The organism is Streptomyces sp. NPDC014733 (genome assembly GCF_043083385.1).
Classification (GTDB): Bacteria; Actinomycetota; Actinomycetes; order Streptomycetales; family Streptomycetaceae; genus Streptomyces.
This window is the reverse complement of the sequence record NZ_JBIBYO010000005.1, coordinates 273761-297232: the sequence shown is the minus strand read 5'-3', so window position 1 is coordinate 297232 and position 23472 is coordinate 273761. Positions and strand designations below refer to the sequence as shown.

Here is a 23472-nt window from a genome sequence, read left to right as displayed (position 1 = left end):
TCGATTCGACGGTGACGTACGGGGCAGCGTGGGAACGGGGCAACGAGCCGGAATCGTACGGTGGTTGGGTCAGTCCAGGAGGGTGTCGCCGCGGACGGTGCGGCGGGCGGCGGCGAGATGGGCGGGGAGGACCCGGCCGAAGAGCTGGCGGGTGCGGGCGACGGAGCCGATGACGCCGGGGCGCTCGCTGTACGCGAAGATCGCGGAGTGGCGGGCGCGGCTGCCGCGGACCGGGCTGACCCGGTGCAGGGAGTAGCGGCCGCGGAAGAGCTGGAGGTCGCCGGGGCGCAGCGGGAGGCGGTGGACCAGGTGGCCGCCGTCGCCGTCGAGGACGGCGCGGACGTCGTCGAAGCGTTCGTCGGCGGCGGACCGGATGCCGGGGCAGTACTCGAAGTCGCCGCCGTCAGCGGCTTCCTGGGTGAGCATGCTGACGGTGAACTCGTTGGTGTCGAAGTGCCAGGGGTGGTCCATGCCCGGTTCGACGACGTTGAGGACGAGTCCGGCGAGCGGGTCGGCGAGCGGGTGCAGCCGGGGCAGGCCGAAGCAGGCGGCGAGGAAGCGCTGGAAGCCCGGGTCGGTGTGGAGGCGGCTGATGAGCGCGTCGGCGGGGATGCGGTCGCGGGGGACGAAGGCGTTGCCGCGCCGGAAGGTGCGGTGTCCGGGGTGGCCGGCGGGGAGCGGGGCGTCGGTGGCGATGTTGTAGACGTTGACGGTCTCGGTGGCGAAGTGGGCGCGCGGTGCGAGCGCCGCGCACTCCTCGCGGAGGGCGTCGCGCTGCGGCGGGCGGAGGAAGTCCGTGAGGACGGTGCAGCCGTGGGTGCGCAGGTCACGGCGGGCCCGGTCGACGACGGCGCGGGCGGCGGGGGCGTCGGGGTCGGCGAGGGGGTAGCGGTCGGAGTCGACGAGGTGGTCGAGCGTGAGCGTGGTGGGCGGTGTGCTCATGCGGTCCCTTCCGTGTGCGGGCGGGCGGGCATCGCGGCGCGCGGCGTCACTCCCGTGCGGAGCGCGCCGGAGGCCGCCCCTCGGAATGCGGCAACTCTACTGACAGGTAACAGAGTTGGGGGGCGCGGGGAGCGGAAGTTCGCTGTGAGACGGCCCACGGCGTTCCGGTCCCGGACGGCCGGGGCGGGGGCGCTCAGGCGGGGCGCGCGCACCGGGGGCGTGCGGGCCGGGCGGACGCGGCGGGGCCGGGCGGGCCGGACGCCGGACCGTCGCCTCGGTCACTCTTTTATGCAACTTGTTGCACATCCCGGCTCCGGTGCCCTAGAACGTCCCTGACGACCGCCGCTGCGCCAGGAGGCCCGATGCGCCCGAGCCCGTATCCGTATCTGATGAGCCCGCTCACACTGGGCTCCGTGACGCTGCCCAACCGCGCACTGATGGGGTCGATGCACCTCGGCCTGGAGGAGGCGCCGGGCGGGTTCGCGCGGATGGCCGCGTTCTACGCCGAGCGGGCACGCGGCGGCGTCGGCCTGATCGTCACCGGCGGATTCGCACCCAACCACGCCGGGCGCCCCTACGAGGGCGGGGCGACGCTGACCACCGAGGAGCAGGCCGCCGAGCACCGGCAGATCACCGACGCGGTACACCGCGAGGGCGGCCGGATCGCGCTCCAGCTGCTGCACTTCGGCCGGTACGCGCACCACCCGGACCTGGTGGCGCCGAGCGCGCTCCAGGCGCCGATCAGCCCGTTCACCCCGCACGCGCTGACCGACGACGAGGTCGAGCGGACCGTCGAGGACTTCGTGCGCGCCGCGGAGCTGGCGCAGTCCGCCGGGTACGACGGCGTCGAGATCATGGGGTCCGAGGGCTATCTGATCAACGAGTTCCTGGTGCCCGCCACCAACCGGCGCACCGACCGGTGGGGCGGCCCGTACGCGCACCGGATGCGGTTCCCGGTGGAGATCGTCCGGCGGGTGCGGGAGCGGACCGGGCCGGACTTCCTGATCATCTACCGGCTGTCCATGCTCGACCTGGTACCGGACGGCTCCACACTGCCGGAGGTGATCGCGCTGGCCGAGGCGGTCGAGGCGGCCGGGGCGACGCTGCTCAACACCGGGATCGGCTGGCACGAGGCGCGCATCCCGACCATCGCCACGTCCGTGCCGCGCGGCGCGTACTCCTGGGTGACGCGGCGGGTGCGCGAGGCGGTGAAGCTGCCGCTGATCGCCGTGAACCGCATCAACACCCCCGACGTCGCGGAGGAATTGCTGGCCGGCGGGGCCGCCGACATGGTGGCGATGGCGCGGCCGTTCCTCGCCGACCCGGAGTTCGTGGCCAAGGCCGGACGGGGGGAACCGGAGGCCATCAACACCTGCATCGGCTGCAACCAGGCGTGCCTCGACCACACCTTCAGCGGCAAGCTCACCTCCTGTCTGGTCAATCCGCGGGCCTGCCACGAGACGGAGCTGGTGCTGTCGCCGACACGGCGGCGCAAGCGCCTCGCCGTGGTGGGCGCCGGCCCCGCCGGGCTGGCCTGCGCGGTGTCGGCGGCCGAACGCGGCCACACCGTCACGCTCTTCGACGCCGCCGCGACGATCGGCGGGCAGCTCGACATCGCCCGCCGCATCCCCGGCAAGGAGGAGTTCGACGAGACGCTGCGGTACTTCCGCCATGCGCTGGAGCGGTGGCGGGTCGACGTCCGCCTCGGGACGCGGGTCACCGCCGAGACACTGGCGGGCGCCGGGTACGACGAGATCGTGCTGGCCACCGGCGTCACCCCGCGCACCCCGCCGATCCCCGGCACCGACCATCCGAGCGTGCTCGGCTACCTCGACGTGCTGCGGGACGGGGCACCGGTCGGTGAGCGCGTCGCGGTGATCGGCGCCGGCGGCATCGGCTTCGACGTCGCGGCGTTCCTGACGGACGGCGGCGAACCGGCCGGCCGGGACCCGGAGGTCTTCTTCCGGCAGTGGGGCGTCGACACCGGCTACGGCGCCCGCGGCGGGCTGACCGCGCCGGAGCGGAGCGCCCCGCCGCGCCGGGTCCATCTCCTCCAGCGCAGCACCACCAAGGTCGGCGCGGGCCTGGGGAAGACCACCGGCTGGATCCACCGCACCGAACTCCGCCACCGCGGCGTGACGATGGTCGCGGGCGCCACGTACCACCGCATCGACGACGAGGGGCTGCATCTGACGGTCGGCGGGGAGCGGCAGGTGCTCGCAGTGGACACGGTCGTGCTGTGCACCGGTCAGGAGCCGCGGCGGGAGCTGTACGACGCGCTGGTCCGGGACGGGCACTCGGTCCATCTGATCGGCGGCGCGGAGGTGGCGGCCGAACTCGACGCCAAGCGGGCGATCGACGGCGGGACGCGGCTCGCGGCGAAGCTGTGAGGCGCGTCCCGAGGCGGTGAGGCGGTGTCCGCCCGGGGCCGTCCGGGCCCGGGCGGACGCGGGGCCCGGCGCGGGCCCGGGCCTCCGGTGGCTGCGGGCCGGGGGCCCGGGGCCGGCGGCGGGCCCGGCCTAGGATGCGTCCATGTCCCTGCCGTACGCCATCCTCACCGCCCTGTTGGAGAAGCCGTCGTCGGGGCTGGAGCTGACGCGGCGGTTCGACAGGTCGATCGGCTACTTCTGGTCGGCGACACACCAGCAGATCTACCGCGAACTGGGCAAGCTGGAGGCGTCCGGACTGATCCGGGCGCTGCCCGCGGCGCAGCCGGCCCGCGGGCAGAAGAAGGAGTTCGAGGTCCTGCCGTCCGGCCGCGCCGCGCTGACCGCCTGGGCGGCCGAGCCGCAGGACCCCAAACCTCACCGGGACGCCCTGCTGCTGCGGATGCGGGCCGCGGCCGTGGTGGGGCGCACCGGACTCGACGACGAGCTGCGCCGCCATCTCGACCTGCACCGGCGGCAGTTGGCGGAGTACACCGCGATCGAGGAGCGGGACTTCGCGACCGCCGCGTCCCCCGCCGAGCGGTTGCAGCGGTTGGTCATGCGCGCCGGGATCGAGCTGGAAACCTTCTGGATCACCTGGCTGACGTCGGCACTGGCGGAGCTGGCGGAGCTGCCGGATGCGCGGGATGCGCCGGATGCACCGGGTGCGGAGAGCCCGGGCCCGGGCGGCGCGGCGGGCGCGCCCTAGCCCGTGCGGCCGGGAGCGTACCGGCCCCGGCGCGCTCCCGCAGCCGGTCCGCCGCCCGCTCCGCCCCTCCCCCGCCGGGAGCGGTTCCGCGCCGGAGCGGGTAGTGCCGCCGCCCTCCGGGATTCATCACCTCCAGGCGATCAATCCGCGGTGAGGTGCTATCACTCCGGCGTTGTGGCCACCGCGCACGGGGTGGCAGGCTGCTGGTGGCGGCGCGGGCAGCAGGCGCTGCGATGCCACGTGGGCGGCGTCCGCCCCGCGGGGCGCGTACGGCGGGCCGCCCTCGGACATCCCGGCCCCGGCGACGCGCACCGCACCACGGGTCCGCGCCACCGGGGCACGCACCGTCCGACGGGGGAATCGGGGGGAAACCGGGCCCTCGCGGGCGTCACCACGACGCCCGCGGGGGCCCGATCTCCTGATCGCGCGTCTTCCTCGGGTCAGCAGTTGTCGTAGAGCAGGGCGCGCACCAGCCGGCAGGTGGTGTCGGACGGCCGGTGGACGCCGATGGCCTCGGCCACCGTGCGGATGCGGCCGTTGGGTGCCTGGTCGGGGCTGTGGGCCCCGGTGTCGAGCAGGGCTATCGCCAGACGCATGGCCTTGAGGCGGCGGTTGTGGGATTCATACCGCTCGCGGGGCCAGCCGGCGGGCAGCGGCTTCTTGGGCAGCGGGTGGGCCGGAAGAGGTTTCGTCATCAGAGTGGCAGGGGCCATCGGGCAACCTCCGAGTGCTGGGTGAACCCTCACTTACTGGTCCCCATTCTACGGCCGACCACTGACAAAAGCCCCTGACCAGCAGCGATATGACGGGTCCTGGCCCGTTCCCGTCAGGACGCGGCGACGGCCTCCGCGGCCGGGCCGTCCGCCGCCCGCAGCCGGACCTTGTCGGGCTTGCCGACGGGCGTCAGCGGCAGCGCGTCCAGGATCCGGAACGCCACCGGCGCGTACATGGCGCCTTTGTCGTGAACCACCAAGTCGCGCAGCTGCTCCGGGTCGACGGTGCGGCCCGGCGCCGGGACCACCGCGGCGTGCACCTCCTCGCCGTCGTCGGTGCGTACCCCGTAGACGGCGCACTGTGCGACGTCCGGGTGGGCGTGCAGCAGGTCCTCGATCTCCAGCGGGTGGACATGGCCGCCGACGACGATGATCACGTCCTTGGCGCGGTCGGCGAGGTACAGCCGCCCGTCCTCGGCCAGGAACCCGATGTCGCCGGTGCGCAGCCAGCCGTCGCCGGCCAGGACCTCGGCGGAGCGCTCCGGGTCCTTCCAGTAGCCGCTCATCACGCCCGCCGACCGGACGTGGATCTCGCCCTGCTCCCCCGGCCCGAGGGTGCGGCCGTCCCCGTCGCGTACGGCGATCTCGACGCCCGGGCGGGCGCGGCCGACGGTGAGCCGGCCGCCGGGACCGGTGACGTCGAGGTCGGCGGGGACCGCCTCGGTGATCGACAGCGCCTCGGACTGGCCGTACTCCCCGTAGAGCACGGGCCCCAGGACCTCGGCGGCGCGCCGCATCCGGGACGGGGAGGCGGGGCTGCCGCCGTAGGTGACGCGGGTGAGGGAGGAGAGGTCGGTGGCGGGCAGGTCCGGGTGGTCGAGGAGGCGGTAGAGGAGCGGCGGCAGGGCCCACAGATGGGTGATGCGGTGGCGGGCGACGGAGGCGAGGACGTCGCCCGCCTCGAAGCCGCGCCGCAGGACGGATATGCCGCCGGCCACCAGCGCCGCGTCCGTGAAGATGCCCGCGAGGTGGGCGAGGGAGGTGGCGGCCAGGAAGCGGGGCGGGTCCCCGGCGGCGGCCATCGGGCGGGTCAGCATGCGGGCGTAGGGCGCGTGCGTCATCCGGACCCCCTTGGGGATACCGGTCGTTCCGCCGGTGTGCCGGATGCACCAGTCGTCCCCGGGGAGCGCCGCGCCCGGCACCTCGGGGGTCTCCGGGAGCGCGGCGCCGGCGGCCAGGAGGTCGTCGCCCAGGGGCGGTGCGTCCGGGTCCGGGCCGAGGGTGAGGACGGCGGGCCGCGGACCGGACAGGTGGCCGAGGAGGGCGCGGGCGGTGGCGGCCAGCTCCGGTTCGACGAGCAGCAGGGCCGCGTCCACGCTGTCGACGAGGGTGGCGAGGGCCGTGGGGGCGAGCCCGTCGTAGAGCAACACCACGCGGGCGCCGAGGTGGTTGACGGCGTAGCGGGCGGCGAGCACGGCGGGGGCGTTGCCGCTGAGCAGGGCGACGGTGGCGCCGCGGCCGATGCCGCGGGCGGCGAGGACGGCGGCCGTCCGGTGCACGGTGGCGGCCAGTTCGCCGGCGGTGATCTCCGTGCCGTCGGCGGCGATCACGGCCGTACGGGCGGGGTCGCGGCGCAGGGCGGCGAGGACGACGTCCACATAGGGGGCGGCTACGGGCTCGGGGGCGTTCACGGGTGGGCTCCTTCACGCGGTGGCGGTGCGGCGGGCGGGTGGCCGCCATCGGGGCGGCCGGCCCGCCGGTACGCCGACGCTACGGCCGAAGGCGGCCCGCACCTGCGGGAATGCGCCATCCAGGTGGGCGCGCCGTCAGTCGAGCGCCTGCTCCGCCGCCGCCAGGATCTCGGTGACGCGGCGGCCGAAGCGGAGGTCGCAGGGGTGCGGGTGGCCGGTGCGGGCGGCGAGGAGGAGGGCGTCGACGGCGCGGTGGTAGGCGGGCAGCGGGCCGTCCTGACGGCGCGGCAGGGCGGTGACCCCGGCGGCGCCGCGCAGGATGACGGTGACGCCGGCCGCGGCGGGGGGCGCGGTCAGGCTCAGGGTGGCGGAGCTGGCCGCGCCGCTCCGGTGGCGCAGCGTCAGCAGCACCGTGTCGGCCGGTCCGCGGCGCGCGGCGACGTCCACCGCGTCGCCGAGGACCGGCAGCAGGACGGAGAGCGCGTGCGGGCCGACGTCCCACAGGGCGCCCTTCTCGCGGCGCCAGGCGGAGGCGGCGTACGGGCTGTCGCTGCCCTCGGCGAAGACGGAGCCGAGCCAGTCGGCGTGGGCGGTGAACCAGCCGCCCTCCTCCGCCCGTCCGGCGATCCACTCCGCCTCGTGGGTGCCGAAGCGGGCGGTGAAGAAGACGACGGCGGCGACGCCCGCGCGGGTGGCGGCCTCGTCCAGCGTCCGGGCGTCGTCCGGGTCGAGGGCGACGGGCTTGTCGAGGAGGAGGTGGCAGCCGGCCTCGGCGGCGCGGGTCGCCAGCGGCGCCTGGACGGCCGGGGGCAGCGCCAGGGCGACGGCGTCGCACGCGGCGAACAGCGCGTCCGGGGAGGTGTGGGCGCGGGCGCCGTGGGCGAGGGCCAGCTCCTCGGCGGCCTCCGGGCGGCGCCCCCAGACGCCGGTCAGCTCCACTCCCGGGTGGGCGGCCAGGGCGGGTGCGTGGACGCGCTGCGCCCAGAAGCCGGTGCCGAGAAGTCCGATGCGCGGGGTCGTCATGGGGCCAGTCTGCCCCGCCCGGGTCCGCTCCCCGGGGTGCCGCAACCCGGGGAGCGGACCCGAATCACCCGGGGTTACGCGCATCCGGGCGGTGGCCGCCGGCCCGGGCCCGGTCCCTGGCGCTGCCGCCGCGCGGTCCGGGCCGGCGGCGCGCCCCGTCCGCCAGGGGCGCGCGTACGCCCCCGCGCTCCCCCGCGGTCGCTCCGTACGCCCCGCCCGCGCCCGTACGACGGCGTCGCGGTGGCGCGGAACGGGACCGTGGAGGGCAGGGGTGAGCAGGGGCGGGGCGTACGGGCGGGGCACGGTGTCCGGGATGCGGGCGGTCCGTCTCACACGGCGGTCTTGTGAAGGACATATCAACAACGGTCTGGTTGAATGGCGGGCATGGCCAGCCTCCTTGACAGCGCGACAGGTCGCAGCGACCTTGAGCCCTTCTGGCCGTCCCGCCAGGCGCACGCCTTCGATCGTCTGTGTTGCCACGCGCACTGAGCGCGGGCCCGCACTCCTCAGTCCGACGCCGTTGACCGGTGTCGTCGGCCCTGCCCGCGCGCACGACGTCCCTGACGCTTCTCTGCGCGAAAGAGCTGAATCCCATGACGAACATCCGCCCTCTGCCTGCCACTTCCGCGACGGCTCCGCACCCTTCCGTCCCTTCCCCGCACCTCGCCCGGCAGCGGCTGCGTGCCGTGGCACCCGATGAGGTGCCACCGGTCGCCGAGCTGCTGACCGCGGGCGCGACGTGGCTGCCCGCCCCGCAGAGCAGCCTGCCGGTGCTGCCGGGCCGCCCGCCGATGGTCGGCTATCTGGTCCTCGTCCCCGCCGAGCAGGCCGCCGCCGCGGGCCGCCGTGCGGACGCCGCACCGGCCGCCTCCGGACCGCCCGGCGAGCCCGCCCCGCAGCCCGCTCCCGGCCCCGCCGCGGGCACCGGCGACGAGGTCGTCCGGATCGATCCGGAGCAGCGGACGGCGCGGGTGCTGGGCCGCCTGCTGGACCTGACGTACCTCGAATTCGAGCTGCTGGCACATCTGGTGGCGCATCCGCACCGGGTGCACACCCGCGATCAGCTGGTGACGACGGTGTGGGGTTACGGGCACGTCGGTGACGGCCGGACCGTCGACGTGCACATCGCCCGGCTGCGGCGGAAGCTCGGCTCCGACCACCGGGCGTCGATCGTCACGGTGCGGCGCGTCGGCTACAAGTACGTGCCCGGCTCCTGATCCGCACGGCCACGGCCGGGCGCGGCACACCACGGTGCGCGCCCGGCCGTCCGCCTGCCCGGAGAGTCAACCGCCGCGGTACGTGGGCGCGTTGCCGGCCGCGCCGAGTACGGCGTCCCGGGCCAGGGCCGCCAGCTCGCGGCGGTCCCGGCAGCGGCCCGGGGGCAGCGGCGGGTGCGCGGTGACCCGTACGGCGAGGCCGCGGGCGGCGAGGACGCGGCGGAGGGAGGCCAGGAAGGTGTCCGGGCCGCAGAACGCCGCGACGGTGGAGGGGTGCGTGTCCTGGGTGTAGGTGAGCGTCACCGGGCGGACGGGGGCGCCGGCGTCCAGGGCGGCCTGGAAGGTGGCCCGCCGGAAGACGCCCGCGTCGGCGGTGCACCAGGTGGTGGCCTGCGGGAACACCGCGACGGACCGGCCGGAGGCGAGGATCTCCGTCAACCCGGCCACCACCTGCGGGAGTCCGCGCGGGCTGGTCCGGTCGATGAAGTGGGTACCGGCGCGGCGGGCGAGGCCGCCGATCAGCGGCCAGCCGCCGACCTCGCGCTTGGCGAGCACCGCCACCGGGTCGACGGCGAGCAGCGCGGGGATGTCGAGCCAGGAGATGTGGTTGGCGACGACGAGGGTGCCCGGCCCGGTGGCCGGTGCGCGCAACGGTCCGGCGCCGTCCAGGCGGACGCCGAGCGCGCCGAGCAGCGCCCGGGCGTGGGCGCGCAGCCGTGCCGGGTCGGCGAGGCGGCCGCCGTCGGCGAGGGCGCGGCGGACGGCGGCGGCGAACGCGGCGCCGCGCAGCGCGGTGGCGTACGCGGGGGCCGGCGGCCGGGCGTGGCGGGCGCAGTCGCGGTCGCAGCCGGGGATGACGTCCCAGGGGCCGTCGGTCATGCCTCACTCCCCGAGGAAGTAGCGGCGGTAGCGGGCGCCGAGGCGGTCCATGTCGAGGACGACGAAGAAGTCGGCGACGCCGAACTCCGGGTCGTGGGCGGGCGGTCCGGCGATCCAGGCGCCGAGCCGCAGATAGCCGCGGAGCAGCGGCGGCAGCAGTGCGGCGGTGGGCCGCTCGGGCAGCGGTCCGGCGGGGAGCCAGGGCCGGTGCGGTACGGCGTGCAGGCCGGGCGGGGCGGGGTGGCGGGTGCGGGCCAGCGCCCAGGCGTGGGCCGCGGCGGTGCCGTTGTCGGTGAGCGGGACGGAGGCGCAGCCGGCGAGGTGGCGGTGGCCGGAGAGGAGGGTGTAGCGGGCGAGGGCGGCCCACATCTGGTTGATGACGGCGCCGCCGCGGTGGTCGGGGTGGACGCAGCTGCGGCCGGCCTCGATCAGTGAGGGGCGCAGCGCGTCCAGGGTGGTGAGGTCGAACTCGCCGTCGGAGTAGAGCCGCCGGGTGCGGCCGGGCGGCAGCAGCCGGTAGGTGGCGACCACCTCGCCGGTGGGGTGGTGGACGGTGACGAGGTGGTCGGCGTGGGCGTCGAGGGCGTCGGTGTCGTGGCCGGGCAGCTCGGTGTGGAGGGTGGCGCCCAGCTCCTGGGCGAATATCCGGTGCCGCAGCCGCTGCGCGGCGCGGATCTCCGCGTCCGTGGCGGCGAGCGCGGTGGTGTAGCACGGTTGCCGGGCGCCGTCGGGCGCGGGGCGGGCGGGGGTGGTCGGGACCGTACGCATGGGGAACCCTCCGGGGAGGCTGCGGCGGCCGCCCGGCTGCGGGGGCCGCGGAACGGTGACGGATGCCGGCCGCGGGAGATGCGGCCGGTGGGATACGGGGCCGGGTACGGAGCGGTGTCGGGGAGGCGGACGGGCGGCGCGGGCGGGCCGCGGCCCGGTGCGCGGGCGGGGCCCGGCGGCCGGGGGCGGTGCGTCCCGCCGCCTCGACTGTCCCCGCGGGTGCCTCCCGGGCGCGTGAAGCGCAGGGAGCGAACGGGTGAGAGGCCGCGGAACAGTCACCGGAGGGCGCGGGGTGGGCGGCGCGGCGGAGGGGAGGGGCGGGCCCGGGCGGCGCAGCAGGCGCGGGGGCCCGGCCCCGGATCCGCGCGGCAGGCACGGCAGGCCCGGCCCCGAGGCGGCACGCCGGAAGGGGGGGTCCGGCCCCGAACGGGCGGCGCGGCAGGCCCGGCCCCGGATCCGCGCGGGAGAGGCAGCCCCGAGGCGGCGCGGCAGGCGCGAAGGCCCGGCCCCGGAGCGGCCGCGCGGGCGAGGCCGGATCGTTCCGGTCCCCCGGCTCCCGGGGCTCCCGCCTCCTTGGAGGGGCGTCCGGGGCCCGTTAGCGTGCCGGGGCGGGAGTGCCGCCCGCGCCGCGCTTTTGTACGTCCCCGTTGTGTCGCCGTACGACCGCCGAGCAGTGGAGGCCGCCATGACCCGTCCGACCCGTCGTACCCTGCTGGGCTCCGCCGCCGCGCTCGGGGTGCGGGCCACGCTCGGCGGGGGCGCCGCCGTGCCGGGTCCGGCCCCGGCCGACGGGGGCGTCCCGTTCGACGCCGGTCCGGCGCGGGAGGCGCTGCGCCGTCTGCTGCCGCACCGTGCGGCGCAGTTCCGGCTCGTCCCGCTGGCCCGTGACGGGGCCGGGGACCGTTTCCGGGTCGGCGGGCGGTCCGGGCGGATCGAGGTGGCGGCGACCTCCCCGGCGACGCTGCTGACCGGGGTGCACCACTATCTGCGCCACACCTGCGGGGCCCAGCTGTCCTGGGGCGGCGACCAGCTGGCGCTGCCCGAGCGGCTGCCCGCGCCGCGCGGAGCCGTCGAGCGGTCGTGTGCGCTGCCGCACCGGTTCGCGCTCAACGACACCCACGACGGCTACACCGCCCCGTACGCCGACTGGCCGCGCTGGGAGCGGCTGATCGATCTGCTGGCGCTGCACGGGGTGAACGAGGTGCTGGTCACGCCCGGTGCGGAGGCGGTCTACCACCGGCTGCTGACCGGGTTCGGGTACTCCGACGCCGAGGCGCGGGCCTGGATCCCGCAGCCGACCCACCAGCCGTGGTGGCTGCTGCAGAACATGAGCGACTACGGCGGGCCGATCGATCCGGCGCTCCTGGCGCGGCGGGCGTGGCTGGGGCGGCGGATCACCGGCCGGCTGCGCGCCCTGGGGATGCGGCCGGTGCTGCCGGGCTATTTCGGCACCGTGCCGGTGGACTTCGCGGCGCGGAACCCGGGGGCCGTCACGGTGCCGCAGGGCGTCTGGGCGGGGCTGCGGCGCCCGGACTGGCTGGACCCGCGCACCGGCGTGTTCACCGACGTCGCCGCCGCGTTCTACCGCCACCAGCGCGAACTGCTGGGCCCGGCCGGGCACTTCAAGATGGATCTGCTGCACGAGGGCGGCGACCCGGGTGACGTACCGGTGGCGGACGCGGCGCGGGCGGTGGAGCGGGCGCTGCGCACCGCGCACCCCGGGGCGACGTGGGTGATCCTCGGCTGGCAGGAGAATCCGCGGCCGGAGCTGCTGGACGGCGTCGACCGGGACCGGATGCTGATCGTGGACGGGCTGAGCGATCTGGACACCGTCGGCGACCGGGAGCGGGACTGGGGCGGGACGCCGTACGCGTTCGGGACGATCCCCAACTTCGGCGGGCGCACCACGATCGGGGCGAAGACGCACCGGTGGACGGAGCGGTTCACGGTGTGGCGGGACAAGCCGGGCAGCGCGCTGGCCGGGACGGCGTACATGCCGGAGGCGGCGGAGCGCGACCCGGCGGCGTTCGCCCTCTTCGCGGAGCTGGCGTGGAGCGAGCGGCCGGTGGACCGCGCCGCGTGGTTCGACGGCTGGGCCGATGCCCGGTACGGGGGCCGGGACGCCGCCGCGCGGGCCGCGTTCGCCGCGCTGCGCACCAGCGCCTACGAGATCGCGAGCGCCGACGGGCGGCCGCACGACGCGGTGTTCGCGGCCCGGCCGGACCTGGCCGCGCGGTCGGGGACGGCGCACGCCACGCACACCCCGGCGTGCGATCCGGCGGCGGTCGACACCGCGTTCGCCGCGCTGCTGGACGTCCGGCCCGCGCTGCGCGGCGCGGACACCTACCGGCACGATCTGACCGACCTGGCCCGGCAGGCGCTCGCCAACCGTTCCTGGCAGCTGATTCCCCAGCTCCAGGAGGCGTACGGGCGGGGTGACGGGGCGGCGTTCGGGGCGCTGTCGGCGCTGTGGTTGCGGCTGATGCGGCTGAGCGAGGAGGTCACCGGCGCGCACCGGCGTTTCCTGCTGGGGCCGTGGCTGGCGCAGGCGCGGGCGGCGGCCGCCGGGGACGCGGCGCTGGAGGCGCGGCTGGAGCGGTCGGCGCGGGCGCTGATCACCAGCTGGGCGGACCGGCCGACGGCGGACGGCGGGAAGCTGTCGCGCTACGCCAACCGGGACTGGCACGGGCTGATCGGTGAGGTGTATCTGCCGCAGTGGCGGGCGTATCTGGACGAGCTGGGGGACGCGCTGGCGGCCGGGCGGGAGCCGAAGACGTTCGACTGGTACGCGTGGGAGGAGGAGTGGACGCGGCGGCGGGAGCGGCATCCGCAGCGGCCGGACACCGATGCGTACCGGACCGCGCGGCGGGTCCGTGACGTGCTGGCGGCGGCGCCGTACCAGGGGACGCTGACGGTCACGGCGGAGCCCGCGGCGCTGCCGCCGGGCGGGCGGGCGCGGGTCACGGCGGCGCTGCGGAACGTCAGCGGGCTGCGCGCCACCGGCCGGGTGGACTTCGCGCTGAGCGGCCCGGCGGCCGAGCCGGAGGGTCCGTTGTCGCTGCCGTCCGTCGGGGGCGGCGCCACCGGCCGGGCGCGCTGGCAGGTCACGGCGCCGGCCGGCCCGCCGGAGGAGCCGCTGCGGGCGCTGCCGTACACGCTGACCGCCGCGTACGGGCCGCGAGGTGAGGCACGGGTGCGGGCGGTGCGCGCGGGCACGCTGTGGGTGGCGGGGCCGCTGGAGGCAGGGTTGGCCACGGTCACCACCAATGGGGCGGTTTTCGGTCAGCTGGCGGAGCGGTTCGCGATCGACGGCGGGGGCGCCGATCTGTGGCGCGCCACCGCGGAGTTCGGCGCGGTGTACCGGCCGGGGGCGTTCGCCGCGGGCGGGGCGGCGCAGGCCGAGGTGGTGCGCCAGGACGCGACGGCGCCGTGGGCGCGGGCGGGCCTGATCGTCCGCAACGGGCTGGCCTCGGAGCCCGGTTCCCCCGGGGCGCGCGGTTTCCTCAACCTCTCCGTCACCCCGGCCAACGGTGTGGTGCTCTCCTACGACGCGTCCGGCGACGGCACCCTCGGCACCTACGAGCGGCTGACGGGGGTGACCGCGCCGGTGACGCTGCGGCTGGTGCGGGGTGCGGACGGGGCGGGCGGCGGTACGTACACCGGGTCGTGTTCGGTGGACGGCGGCGCGACGTGGCGGACGGTGGGCACGGTGCGGGTGCCGGGGGCGGCCGCGGCGCAGGATGCCGGGCTGCACCAGTGTGCGGCCAACTCCGGTTCGGGGGTGCGCGGGACGGCCGAGTTCCGCCGCTGGAGCCTGCGGTGACCTGCCGGTCACCCCGTACGCTGAGCCGGAAAAATCACGTGAGTGAGGGGACAACGGCATGAGCGCCGCAGCGGAGCAGGAAGCAGCCGACCGGGAAGCGGCCGAGAGGGCGGCGGCGAAGGAGGCCGAGAAGGTGTGGCTGTACGGCCTCGACATCTCGGACGCCACCTGGCAGCGGGCCCCGGGCGACGCGGAGGAGGCGGTGGAGATCGCGTTCCTGGAGCGCGGTGCGGTGGCGATGCGTAACTCCACCGAGCCGGATGTGGTGCTGCGCTACACCAAGGCGGAGTGGGACGCGTTCGTGCTGGGCGCCCGGGACGGCGAGTTCGACCTGGAGATCTGAACGTCCCTGGGGCGGGCGGCCGTCGGCGGCCGGGCCCGCGCGCTCTTCCGGTCACCCGTCCCGGCCTCGGTGCCGGCGGGTGACCGGCCTCGTCGTCGCTCGTTTCACCGAGCGTGAAACAGCAGTCGACATCCTCCCGTCAGGACGGCGCCCCCGAGGGCCGCGTCGCCGAGCACCCGGCCGGCACGGCCCCGGACGGCCTCGACGCACTCGACGTCGAAGAGGCCGAGGAAGCACTGGTCACGCACTATTCGCGGCTGGTGCGGCTGGCCTATCTGGTGCTGCCGCACGGCGGTGGCCGCGGCCGCCGGGTGCGCGCCGCGCACGCCGTCACGCAGCGTGCTCTTCCCCGCCGCCGTACCACCACGGCGTCCCTGCCGCTGCCCGGCCCGCGCGGCCTTCCGGCGGTGGACGGTCCCGGGTACGCGGTGCTGCGGGTGCGGGTGTTGCGCCAGGCGGTGGCGGTGGCGGGCGGCCGGTGGCGGCGGCCCGGGCCGTTGCCGCAGGTGTGGGGGGTGCGGCTGGCGCCGCGGCCCGGCGGGGCGGCGGAGTCGGCCCTGGACCGGGAGTTGGCGGAGCTGTCGGCGGCGGGGCGGGCCGCGTATGTGCTGCGGGAGTTGGAGCGGCTGACCTCCACGGAGGTGCTCCGGACGCTGGAGGCCGCCGGGGTGCGCGATCCGGAGGTCGCGGTGGTGGAAGCGGAGGAGGTGGCGGCGCCGGGTGCGGTGCGGGGCCGGTCGCTGCTGGAGTCGCCGGAGTTCGACGCGTGTGCGCTGCAGGCCCGGCCGACCGATCTGATCCGGCGGCGGCAGCACGGCCGGGCGCTGCTGGCGGCGGGCGTCGCGGTGGTGGTGTGCGGGGCGCTGCTGGGGCTGCCGGGGCAGGGGTGGGGGCCGCAGGGCGCGGCGGCGCCGCCGTACGCGGAGAACGCGGCGGCGCGGGCGGCGATGGATCCGGCGCGGCTCGCGGTGTCGTCGCCGACGGCGTGGAAGTCGGCGGCGCGGGAGGATTTCGCGGCCTGGCCGGCGCGGGGCGACCGGATCGGTGACAAGGCGTTGCTGCGGCGGGCGCTGGCGGTGTGGGCGCGGCCGGGGCCGCAGGTGAAGGTGGCGGCGACGCCGGGCACCGCGCCGGGTCCGGCGGCCGGTCCCGCGCAGTTGCTGTTCGCGGGGACGGTGGATCACGCGGCGGTGGTGCTGCTGCACGACGGGCAGCGGCTGGTGCGGTACGCGGAGGCGGCGGACGGCGCGACGGACGCGGGGGCGGCGCTGGACTTCGCGCGGGCGGACGGGGCGCAGGGCGCGTCGGCGGCCGTGCTGGCGGTGGGCCGCACGGCCCGTAACGTCCGTTATCTGACGGCGCCTTGGGCGTCCTCCGTCCGGCTGGTGGATCTGCTGAAGCCGGACGCGCCCGGGGAGCGGCTGGCGGTGGACGCGCAGGGGCTGACCGCTCCGGCGCCGTCGCCGGGGCCGTCCGGGGGGTGCGATTCCTGGCCGGCGCTGCGGACGGACGGTGCGCTGCTGACCGATCTGGGCGAGACGACCCCGGTGCGGCTGACGTACGGGACGCCGCAGGCGCCGGGTGCGGTGGACGGTCCGGAGGGGCGGACGGCGTGGGCGCGGACGGCGTGCCAGCTGCCGGCGTTGCGGGGGCTGGGTGTGCAGTCGGTGAACGCGTGGCCGTTCGCGCGGCAGACGCTGCCGGGCGGGGCGGGCACGGCGTCGTGGCTCTGTGCCCGGGCGGAGACCTGGCGGGGTCCGGGCAGCCGGACGCTGTCGGTGTTCCAGCCTCCGGCGCCGTCCGGGCAGCCGTATGCGACGGCTGCGGTGACGGCGGCGGCCGAGGGGGGTACGGCGTGCGGGCCGCGGTCGCCGCGGGTGCTGGCCGGGGTGTTGTGGAGGTCCGGGGGCGGCGCGTGGTGGCTGCTGGCGGCCGGCAGCCGGCAGGTCACGTCGATCGCGGCGTCCGGCGGGGTGCGGGGCGGCGCGGCGGGGCGGTTGCTGTCGCTGCGGGTCCCGGCGGGCAGCCAGGCGCAGCTGACGGGCCGTCTGGAGAGCGGCGGCCGGATCGACGGGCTGGGCTAGGCCCGGCGCTGCGGGGCGGGCGACGGCGGTCCCGTAAGGGCGGCGGGCAGCCCCGTGACGGCGGAGGGACGGATCCCGGGAGAACGGTGGACCACACCGTTCTCCCGGGATTTTCCCTGTCCCAGGGGTATTGCCAACGCCTTACTTCCCAGTAAATTGACGCCATGTCTAACAAGGCGTCGTCGCGGCCCGAGCCGGTCGCACAGGAGCATGTGCCGCTGAAGGCCCGCAACGTCGCGTTCGACTGGGCCGGCACCCCTCTCCACTGGGTCCCCGGGGACCCGTCCACCACCCACACCATCAACGTGCTGCATCTGCTGCTGCCCGCCGGTGAGCGCTGGTTCGTCCACGTCTACAAGCAGGCGCTGCCGCTGATCCGCGACGCCCGGCTGCGGGAGGACGTCATCGGCTTCATCGGGCAGGAGGCGATGCACTCGCAGGCGCACGACGGGGTGCTGCCGCATCTGCGGGCGCAGGGCCTGGACCCGGAGCCGTACACCGCGCAGATCGACTGGTTCTTCGAGAAGCTGCTCGGCGACCGGACGCTGCCGCCGGGGCGGGCGCGGGCGTGGTGGCTGCGGGAGCGGATCGCGCTGATCGCGGCGATCGAGCACTACACCGCGTTCCTCGGCGACTGGGTGCTCAACGCCGAGGCGCTGGACGCGAAGGGCGCCGACCCGGTGATGCTGGATCTGCTGCGCTGGCACGGCGCGGAGGAGGTCGAGCACCGGTCGGTCGCCTACGAACTCTTCCTGCACGTCGACGGCGGCTACCGGCGCCGGGCCCGCACCTGGGCCCTGGCCTTCGGCGCGCTGGTCTTCCTGTGGCAGCGCGGGATCCGCTTCTTCATGGAGAACGATCCGACGCTGCGTGACGGCAAGGCGTCCGCGAAGGACTTCTGGCGCGGCGGCCGGGAGGGCGTGCTGCCGGAGCCCGTCGCCATCCTCCGCTCCGCCCCGCAGTACCTGAGCCCGTCGTACCACCCCTCGCACTACGGCAGCACCGCGCAGGCCGCGGCCTATCTGGCCCGGTCCCCCGCCGCGGTCGCCGCCGAGGCCGGATCCCCTGGAGGCGCCTGAGATGTCCGTCGTTCCCCGTCCCCGTGCCGTACGGACCGCGCTGGCGGCGGGCGGTGTGGCCGCGGCGCTGCTGGCGCGCTCCGCGCTGCGCCGCCGCATCCAGCGGTCGCCGCTGTGGCCGCTGCCGTCGCTGGAGGAACCGGTGTCGGGCCGGGGCGGCGGCCGGGGCGCCGGCGGTCTGCGGCTGCGCGTCGCGGAGCGCACCGAGGCGGCCGAGGGCGTGGTGGCGCTGCGGCTGGCCGGCGCGCGGCTGCCCGCCTGGGAGCCGGGCGCGCACGTGGACCTCGTCCTGCCGTCGGGCACCGTACGGCAGTACTCGCTGTGCGGGGATCCGGCGGACGCGGGCGCGTACACCGTCGCGGCGCGGCTGATCGCGGACGGGCGGGGCGGTTCGCGGGAGGTGCACGAGACGCTGCGCGAGGGGGTGGAGGTGGAGGTGCGCGGCCCGCGCAACCGCTTCCCGCTGGCCGACGCGCATGCGTACCTCTTCGTCGCGGGCGGCATCGGCATCACGCCGCTGCTGCCGATGGTGCGGCAGGCGGAGGCCGAGGGGGTGCCGTGGCGGATGGTGTACGCGGGGCGTTCGCGGGTGTCGATGCCGTTCCTGGCGGAGCTGGAGAAGCTGGCGGGCGGTGAGCGGCTGACGGTGGTGGCCGAGGACACCGACGGGCGGCCCGATCTGGCGGCCGCGCTGGCCGCGGCGCCGCCGCACGCCGCGGTGTACTGCTGCGGTCCGGATCCGCTGATGGACGCGGTGGCGGCGCTGCTGCCGGACGGGCCGGAGGGGCTGACGCTGCACACCGAACGGTTCGCGCCCGCCGCGGCGCCCGAAGCGGCCGCCGGGGACGCCCCGTTCGAGGTGGAGCTGCGCCGCACCGGCCGCACGGTGACGGTGGAGCCCGGCACCAGCGTGCTGCGCGCCGTCCGCGAGCAGGCGCTGCCGGATCTGCCGTACTCCTGCGAGCAGGGCTTCTGCGGGACGTGCCAACAGCGGGTGGTGGCGGGCGAGGTGGACCACCGCGACGAGCTGCTGACCGACGCCGAACGCGACGATTCGATGCTGCTCTGCGTCTCCCGGGCGCGGGGGGCGTCGCTGACGCTGGACCTGTGAGAGCGGCGGCCGTCCCCGGTCGTTAGGGTGTGCGCCATGACGACCGGGGCGCGCCGCAGGATGGGCGTCGAGGAGCGGCGGGAGCAGCTGATCTCCGTCGCGCTCGACCATTTCAGCCACCGTTCGCCCGAGGACGTGTCGATCGACGAGATCGCCGAGGCGGCCGGGATATCGCGGCCGCTGGTGTACCACTACTTCCCGGGCAAACAGCAGCTGTACGAGGCCGCGTTGCGGCGCGCCGCCGAGGAGCTGACGGCGCGGTTCGTGGAGCCGCGCGAGGGTCCGCTCGGGGCGCGGCTGCTGCGGGTGATGGAGCGGTTCTTCGACTTCGTCGACGAGCACGGGCCGGGGTTCTCGGCGCTGATGCGGGGCGGTCCGGCGATCGGTTCGGGCCGCACCGGCGCGCTGATCGAGGGCGTGCGCCAGGCCGCGTACGAGCAGATCCTGGCGCATCTGGAGGTCACCGCGCCGTCGCCGCGGCTGACGCTGGTGGTGCGGTCGTGGGTGTCGCTGGCGGAGACCACGGCGCTTCTGTGGCTCGACGGCCGCAAGGTGCCGCGCGGGGAGCTGGAGCGGCAACTCGTCCACGATTTCGCGGCGTTGGCCTCGGTGAGCGCGGCGTACGACGACGGGATGGCGGACGTCGTCCGCACCCTGCTGGAGAAGGAACCGCCGGACGGGATGTTCGCGGACCTGCTGGCCCGGCTGCCGGCGCTGGCGCCGCAGCAGGTCTGAGCCGGGACGGTACGGCAGGGCGGTACGGCGGGGCGGTACGGCGGGGACGCGCCCGCCGTACCCGGGTGCGCCGTCACACCCTCCCCGGTACGCCCTCCCCCTCGCGGGCCGCGTCGTCGACGCCGTCCAGGTAGGTGAGCATCCGGGTGTTGACCTCGTCGGCGTGGTCGAACTGCGGGCCGTGGCCGGTGTGTTCCAGGATCACCGCGTGGGCGCCGGGGACCAGCCGCGGGACGCGCTCCGCCTGCCGCTTCGGGTGCAGCAGCAGGCTCCGCCGGCCGAGGACCAGGTGGAGCGGGGTGCGGATGGTGCGCAGTTCGCCGTCGGTGAGCGGTACGGGCGCCGGGCGGCGGATGCGGTGGGCGCGGACCCCGGCCCGCACCATGGCGCGCAGCTCCGGGACGACGAGCACCGGTTGGTCCAGCCAGGCGGCCAGGCGCGGGCGGAGCGCCGCGGGGGCGGCGGTCGCGAAGAGGCTCACGAAGATCCACAGGAAGAACCGGAGCCCCACCTTCTCCAGACCACCCGGGTCGAGCAGCGTCGCGGACGCCAGCCGCGCGGGCCGCCGGTGCGCCATGTTGAGTGTGAGCCAGCCGCCGTACGAGGTGCCGATGAGGTGGACGCGGTCGAGGCCGAGTGCGGCGAGCGCCTCGTCCAGCCACTGGGCGGCGCGTTCGGGCTGGTGGAGCGGGGCGCGGTGCACGCTGCGGTTGGCGTCGCCCGGGGTTTCGAGCGCGTAGACGGTGCGTTCGGCGGCGAGCGCCGGGGTGTTCGGGTACCACATGGCGGCGCAGCCGCCGGCGCCGTGCACCAGGACGACGGGGGTGCGCTCAGCGGCGCGTCCGGCGGCCGCGGTGCCCTCCTCGGGTCCGTAGCGGTAGACGTGGGTGGTCCCGAACGAGGTCTCCACGTCGTACTCCGCGCGGGCGGGTGCGCCCAGTGCGTGGACGGCGTCGCAGGCGGCGAAGTACCGGTCGCGCAGGGCGTCGTTGACGTAGCGGCCGATGTCGGCCGGGGCGCGGGTGGCGGTGTCGGACACGGGGGCACCTCCTGGGGGCCTCGTTTTCGTGATACGACCGTACCACGTTGATGATACGGCGGTACCATGAAAATCCGAGGCCGCAGCGGCCGGACGGACCGAACCCGGGGAGCACCGATGCCCAAGCGCGTGGACCACGACGAACGGCGCACCGAGATCGGCCGGGCCCTCGTCCGGGTCGCGGCCCGCCGCGGACTGCACGCCGTCGGCATGCGCGACGTGGCCGCCGAGGCCGGAATCTCCCTCCGCCTGGTGCAGTACTACTTCCAGACCAAGGAGAACCTGCTGCTCCACGGCCTCCAGCAGCTCACCGAGGAGTTCGGGAAGCGGGTCACCGCACGGGTCCGCGCGGCCGGCGAGAACCCCGGCCCCCGCGCGGTCGTCGAGGCACTGCTGACCACCTCACTCCCCACCGACGAGGAGAGCCGCGCCTTCCACCTCGTCCTCACCTCCTACGCCCTGCTCGCCGTGACCGACGAGGCGCTCGCCGCCCAGCCCTACCTCCAGCGCCCCGACGCCGCCGAGGACGCCGTGACCGGCCTGCTCGAACAGGCCCGGGAAGCCGGACCCCTCACCTCCGGCACCGACGCACGGACGGAGGCGATCACCCTGCTCGCACTCGCCGCCGGGCTGGGCACGAGCGTCCTGACCGGCCAACGCACCCCGGAGTCGGCCACGGAGGTGCTCCGGCACCAGCTGAACCGGATCTTCCGCCCGGCAGCGGCGGACTGACCGCCGTTCGCCGCCGCCCGGCAGCGGCGAGCACGTCGGCTGCCATCCCGCTCCGCCCGCGCAGCGGCGGGGAGGGGGCGGGGGAAGCCCCCCGGGGATTCCGCTCCCCCCGCCCGCCCTGCGAGAGTGCGGCCATGAGTGACCTGGTGATCCGTCGGGCGGAGCCCGGCGACGCGCCTGCACTGGCGGCCTTGCGCCGGCGGTTCAAGGTGGAGGAGGACGGTGACGACGTCCCGGCGGGCGGCGGCGACGTCCCGCAGAGCGAAGAGCAGTTCCTCGCCGAGTGCGGGGAGTGGCTGCGTACCCGGCTCGCCGGGCCGTGGCGCGGCTGGCTCGCGGAGGTGGACGGCAGGCCCTGCGGCCATGTCTTCGTCTGCCTCGTGGAGAAGGTCCCGAGCCCCTTCCCCAGCTCCGACGCGCTCGGTTACGTGACGAACTTCTACGTCACCCCGGAACAGCGCAACCGCGGCCTGGGCAGGGCCCTCCTCGACGAGGTGAACGCCTACGCCCGGGCCCACCGTCTGGACACGTTGATCGTGTGGCCGTCCGAGAGGAGCGCACCGCTGTACCGGCGCTGCGGCTTCGACGGACCGGCCGAGCTTCTCGAACAGCCCGTGGAGCCGAGCTGAGCGGACGGGCGCAGCGGTGGAGGGGCCGGGGTCCGAGGTACTGCGCCCGCAGTCGGGCCGCGACGCACCGCCCGGACGCCCTCGCCGCCGCAAGCCGACCGGGCCCCGCCGCGCCCCCCATCACCGCTTCCCTCACCCGTCGGCCCCCGGTCCTGCGGGTCCCGCCGTCAGTCCGGAGAGACCCGCAGGACCGGGCGAGCAGGCGCCCCGACCGGCCCGGCGTGTCTGCGGGTGTCAGCCGACCGGCATGGGCCGGACGGTGAGGATCTGTTCCGCGTGGCCCACGGGGCCGTGGAGGTCGTGCAGGATGCTGCTGGTGACGCCCTGGCCGGTGGGGCCGAAGGTGACGCTGGTGTCCAGGCCGGTCCAGGGTCCCCGGGGCGTGCGGTGCAGGTGGATGGTGAGGTCCACGTTGGGGAACATCCACGCGGTGGGGTCCTGCTGGACGGCGATGCCGTTGGCGGTGTCCACGAGCGTGAGGTAGGAGGCGAGTTCGCTGCGCGGCTCGCCGGCGACCAGATCGACGGTGGACGAGATCCACGCCTGGTTACGGCCCTTGCGCTGCGACGGGACCCGGCGGGCGTCGAGGGAGGCGATGTAGCCGCCGCCCCAGGTGTCGCCCATGGTCCACGGGGCGAGGGTGTCGGGGTGCGGGAGGGGCTCGAAGGGGGTGTCGGTGACGGCGGTGGTGTCGAGCGAGGCGAGGAGCCAGGCGCGGGCGCGGACGACCGGGCGGTCGCCGATCCGCAGGACGGCTTCGAGGAGTTCGATGGTCCGGCCCGGCCGGATCGTCTCCACGGTGACCTCGCACTCCTCGAAGGCGATGCGTCCGAGGATGTCGTAGCTGATCCGGGCCATGGCCAGCCCGGCTCCGGGGCGCTCGGCGAGGTGGCGGTCGAGGACGTGCGCGAGGAGTCCGGACACCGGCCCGAAGTGCTGTTCGTCGAGGCTCCAGGCGCCCTGCGCATGGGGGGTCGGCTTGTAGTGGCGCTCGTCCGTGCGCTCGTAGTAGCTCTCGCGGCTGCTCCGACGGGGGCTCTCGTGTCCGGTGGGGGCGATGGTCACAGGCGGTTCTCCTCACGCGGGACGGGCGTCGGTCGAGCGGGCAGCCGACCGGGCAGGCGACCCGGCCGCGCCGTCCGGCCCGTGCAAAGGAGGGTAAAGGCCCCGGTGTTGCCTGGGCAGGGGCCGTGATCCATTCCACAGGTCGGGGCGGGCGTGCTCGCGCTTCCGCGCCGCCCCTGTGCGTCCGGCCCCGGAAAAGGGTTTGCGGTCGGCGTGCCGGCTCGGAAAGGTGGGTCCTCGGCCCGCCCGCAGGTGTGGCCGGCGACCGCGACATCGGAAGGAGGGGGCAGGCATGACCACCGCTGTCACCGCGCCCGCGTCCTCCCGGGACACGGACTCCCGCTGATCCCGGAGGGGACGGGCGCCCTCGTAGGAGTGCGCCTTGACCACGCATGAGCACCACCGACGCGCGAGCGACCGCCCGCGCCCGGCACCCGTACCGAGCGACCACCGGAGTACCCCCC

The 23472-nt window shown here is 76.1% G+C and carries 19 protein-coding genes; 11 read left to right on the top strand and 8 right to left on the bottom strand.

The window, feature by feature from the left end; genetic code table 11:
• Nucleotides 1-69: 69 nt before the first annotated feature.
• Nucleotides 70-942: an arpA protein gene (locus tag ACF1BH_RS15090; protein ID WP_391642900.1), complete on the bottom strand. Its 873-nt coding sequence runs from the start codon at nt 940-942 to the stop codon at nt 70-72.
• Nucleotides 943-1304: 362 nt separating this feature from the next.
• On the opposite strand from ACF1BH_RS15090, the gene ACF1BH_RS15085 reads away from it, so the two are divergent.
• Both ACF1BH_RS15085 and ACF1BH_RS15080 read left to right on the top strand, forming a co-directional pair.
• The gene (locus ACF1BH_RS15085; protein WP_391642899.1) at nt 1305-3332 is read left to right on the top strand and encodes an FAD-dependent oxidoreductase; all 2028 of its coding nucleotides are present in this window, start codon (nt 1305-1307) and stop codon (nt 3330-3332) included.
• Nucleotides 3333-3474: 142 nt separating this feature from the next.
• The gene (locus ACF1BH_RS15080) at nt 3475-4077 is read left to right on the top strand and encodes a PadR family transcriptional regulator (protein ID WP_391642898.1); all 603 of its coding nucleotides are present in this window, start codon (nt 3475-3477) and stop codon (nt 4075-4077) included.
• Between the two features lie 440 nt (nt 4078-4517).
• On the opposite strand, the gene ACF1BH_RS15075 is transcribed toward ACF1BH_RS15080, so the two are convergent.
• From ACF1BH_RS15075 to ACF1BH_RS15065, 3 genes are all read right to left on the bottom strand, one after another.
• Nucleotides 4518-4790 (bottom strand): hypothetical protein, encoded by a 273-nt coding sequence (locus ACF1BH_RS15075; protein WP_391642897.1) that lies wholly within the window; start codon nt 4788-4790, stop codon nt 4518-4520.
• Between the two features lie 113 nt (nt 4791-4903).
• Nucleotides 4904-6481 (bottom strand): AMP-binding protein, encoded by a 1578-nt coding sequence (locus ACF1BH_RS15070; protein ID WP_391642896.1) that lies wholly within the window; start codon nt 6479-6481, stop codon nt 4904-4906.
• A gap of 135 nt (nt 6482-6616) precedes the next feature.
• A complete protein-coding gene (locus ACF1BH_RS15065; protein ID WP_391642895.1) occupies nt 6617-7504 on the bottom strand; it encodes a Gfo/Idh/MocA family protein in 888 nt (295 codons plus the stop codon).
• Nucleotides 7505-8097: 593 nt separating this feature from the next.
• On the opposite strand from ACF1BH_RS15065, the gene ACF1BH_RS15060 reads away from it, so the two are divergent.
• Nucleotides 8098-8721: a winged helix-turn-helix domain-containing protein gene (locus ACF1BH_RS15060; RefSeq protein ID WP_391642894.1), complete on the top strand. Its 624-nt coding sequence runs from the start codon at nt 8098-8100 to the stop codon at nt 8719-8721.
• A gap of 66 nt (nt 8722-8787) precedes the next feature.
• Here the strand turns inward: ACF1BH_RS15060 and ACF1BH_RS15055 are convergent, their stop codons facing one another.
• Entirely contained in the window at nt 8788-9600 is an 813-nt protein-coding gene (locus tag ACF1BH_RS15055) for a lysophospholipid acyltransferase family protein (protein ID WP_391642893.1), read from the bottom strand.
• Nucleotides 9601-9603: 3 nt separating this feature from the next.
• Nucleotides 9604-10368: a GNAT family N-acetyltransferase gene (locus ACF1BH_RS15050; RefSeq protein ID WP_391642892.1), complete on the bottom strand. Its 765-nt coding sequence runs from the start codon at nt 10366-10368 to the stop codon at nt 9604-9606.
• A gap of 685 nt (nt 10369-11053) precedes the next feature.
• Between ACF1BH_RS15050 and ACF1BH_RS15045 the strand changes: the two genes are divergently transcribed.
• The 6 genes from ACF1BH_RS15045 to ACF1BH_RS15020 all read left to right on the top strand — a co-directional run bounded on the left by ACF1BH_RS15045 (nt 11054) and on the right by ACF1BH_RS15020 (nt 19543).
• The gene (locus tag ACF1BH_RS15045) at nt 11054-14191 is read left to right on the top strand and encodes an alpha-N-acetylglucosaminidase TIM-barrel domain-containing protein (RefSeq protein ID WP_391642891.1); all 3138 of its coding nucleotides are present in this window, start codon (nt 11054-11056) and stop codon (nt 14189-14191) included.
• A gap of 58 nt (nt 14192-14249) precedes the next feature.
• On the top strand, nt 14250-14534 hold the full coding sequence (locus ACF1BH_RS15040; protein ID WP_037677785.1) for a DUF397 domain-containing protein: 285 nt from the start codon (nt 14250-14252) through the stop codon (nt 14532-14534).
• Nucleotides 14535-14647: 113 nt separating this feature from the next.
• The gene (locus ACF1BH_RS15035; protein ID WP_391642890.1) at nt 14648-16618 is read left to right on the top strand and encodes a hypothetical protein; all 1971 of its coding nucleotides are present in this window, start codon (nt 14648-14650) and stop codon (nt 16616-16618) included.
• A gap of 164 nt (nt 16619-16782) precedes the next feature.
• A complete protein-coding gene (locus tag ACF1BH_RS15030; protein ID WP_391642889.1) occupies nt 16783-17697 on the top strand; it encodes a metal-dependent hydrolase in 915 nt (304 codons plus the stop codon).
• Nucleotide 17698: 1 nt separating this feature from the next.
• On the top strand, nt 17699-18808 hold the full coding sequence (locus ACF1BH_RS15025; protein WP_391642888.1) for a PDR/VanB family oxidoreductase: 1110 nt from the start codon (nt 17699-17701) through the stop codon (nt 18806-18808).
• Between the two features lie 36 nt (nt 18809-18844).
• Nucleotides 18845-19543 carry a TetR/AcrR family transcriptional regulator gene (locus ACF1BH_RS15020; protein WP_391642887.1) on the top strand — a complete coding sequence of 233 codons (699 nt, stop codon included), beginning with the start codon at nt 18845-18847 and terminating at the stop codon, nt 19541-19543.
• Nucleotides 19544-19616: 73 nt separating this feature from the next.
• On the opposite strand, the gene ACF1BH_RS15015 is transcribed toward ACF1BH_RS15020, so the two are convergent.
• Nucleotides 19617-20582, bottom strand: a complete 966-nt coding sequence (locus tag ACF1BH_RS15015; protein WP_391642886.1) for an alpha/beta fold hydrolase — start codon at nt 20580-20582, stop codon at nt 19617-19619.
• 117 nt (nt 20583-20699) lie between these two features.
• Here ACF1BH_RS15015 and ACF1BH_RS15010 point away from each other — a divergent pair, with 117 nt between their 5' ends.
• Entirely contained in the window at nt 20700-21314 is a 615-nt protein-coding gene (locus tag ACF1BH_RS15010; protein WP_391642885.1) for a TetR/AcrR family transcriptional regulator, read from the top strand.
• A gap of 134 nt (nt 21315-21448) precedes the next feature.
• On the top strand, nt 21449-21943 hold the full coding sequence (locus tag ACF1BH_RS15005; RefSeq protein WP_391642884.1) for a GNAT family N-acetyltransferase: 495 nt from the start codon (nt 21449-21451) through the stop codon (nt 21941-21943).
• 234 nt (nt 21944-22177) lie between these two features.
• On the opposite strand, the gene ACF1BH_RS15000 is transcribed toward ACF1BH_RS15005, so the two are convergent.
• Nucleotides 22178-23008: a thioesterase family protein gene (locus ACF1BH_RS15000; protein WP_391642883.1), complete on the bottom strand. Its 831-nt coding sequence runs from the start codon at nt 23006-23008 to the stop codon at nt 22178-22180.
• Nucleotides 23009-23472: the final 464 nt, after the last annotated feature.